Source organism: Xanthovirga aplysinae, from assembly GCF_009711365.1.
In the GTDB taxonomy this organism is placed as follows: domain Bacteria; phylum Bacteroidota; class Bacteroidia; order Cytophagales; family Cyclobacteriaceae; genus Xanthovirga; species Xanthovirga aplysinae.
The window spans coordinates 1-1,232 of record NZ_SMMB01000353.1 but is presented as its reverse complement, the minus strand read 5'-3'; the positions used below and the strand labels follow the sequence as shown (position 1 = coordinate 1,232).

1 protein-coding gene is annotated in these 1,232 nt (G+C 33.3%); it reads left to right on the top strand.

What is annotated here, in order from left to right; genetic code table 11:
• Window positions 1-315, top strand: a 315-nt coding sequence (locus tag E1171_RS24085) for a hypothetical protein (RefSeq protein WP_222931320.1), incomplete at its 5' end; no start/stop codon positions are given.
• Window positions 316-1,232: the final 917 nt, after the last annotated feature.

Genomic DNA, 1,232 nt, shown 5'->3' with positions numbered 1-1,232 from the left:
ATTAACCAAAGTCTCATCTTAAAGCTTTATATATTGATAGTATCTAATGATATTTACCCAATTGACTTTTTTGATATAGTTACATTAAAGTGGCCTTTTAATGTTTTCAACTCCATTTACCTTGCTTTTTTACCAGCCTTCAGATCTTGGTTTTGCCCCGTTGTAAGGTTCACACTTCCCAACTTTACAGGTACAGCTTTAATAGACACTCCCCCCTGGTGTTTAATTGAACAATATCTTCAGAAATCTTTTCTAATGTTTTTTCTTTTGACTATTCCTTTTGAATTTTCTCTGTTGGATTATGATTTTTCCTGAAAGATGGTAGGCTCAATTCCCTTAGAAGTTAAATAGCTTTTTCTATTTCGGTCTGCCTGTCCCAAGCCTGAAAGATTACACTATATTCTTCAGACACCGAGATGATACCATTGTAAGTCTCCTTGGAAGTTTTATACCATCTATTCCCTTACCAATAGAATTTTTTTTTAATGATCTTTATAAAATTAGTGTTGGCCTCCTTTCAAAGCGAATAATTCTTTTCGACAAACCTCTTTTGGTTTTCATGCCCTGGAGCAAAACGGATTCTCCTGCTTTTAACCTTTTCTTTTGGTCCTCCGTTTCCAAATCTTCAGCCAACCGTTTTTTATTTTCTTCACTAATATTATAGAAGGAAAATTTTCAATATTTATGGTATTATTCATATACTTTGCTTTTTAATATCAAACCGTTTCTTCTTCCTTTCTTCAGATAATCCTAAATCAGTTCAATTACTGAAAGTGCTTTTGACTTTTCATTCCAATCTCCTGTAAAGTATTTCTTAAGCAATGTAATTACCTCGTCCTCGCTACACTTTTCAAGCTTAAAAAGGCCAGAACATTTAATAATAGCCTCAAGCTTTAAAACAACATCAGCAGTCTATTCAAATACTTTGATAGTCCTTATACCCTTATTAAATGGTTAAGCAGGGTATTTTTTTCTCTTTAACAGAATAGGATAGCATTATATAGCACCCATGTTCATAAAAATATACCATAGAAGTAATCCTCCGTGAAGCGTTTTATATAATTTAGATCCTCCCCTACCCTATCGGTTAGCCCACATTTATGGAGATAATACTATCCAACCTATGCAGGATAATTCTCTTTGATGGAGCTACAAACAATGATATTCCACTTCCCCATCCCCAATGCCGTTGAAAAATAATTTTTGTTATTAAATAGAAACCCAAGTCAAAA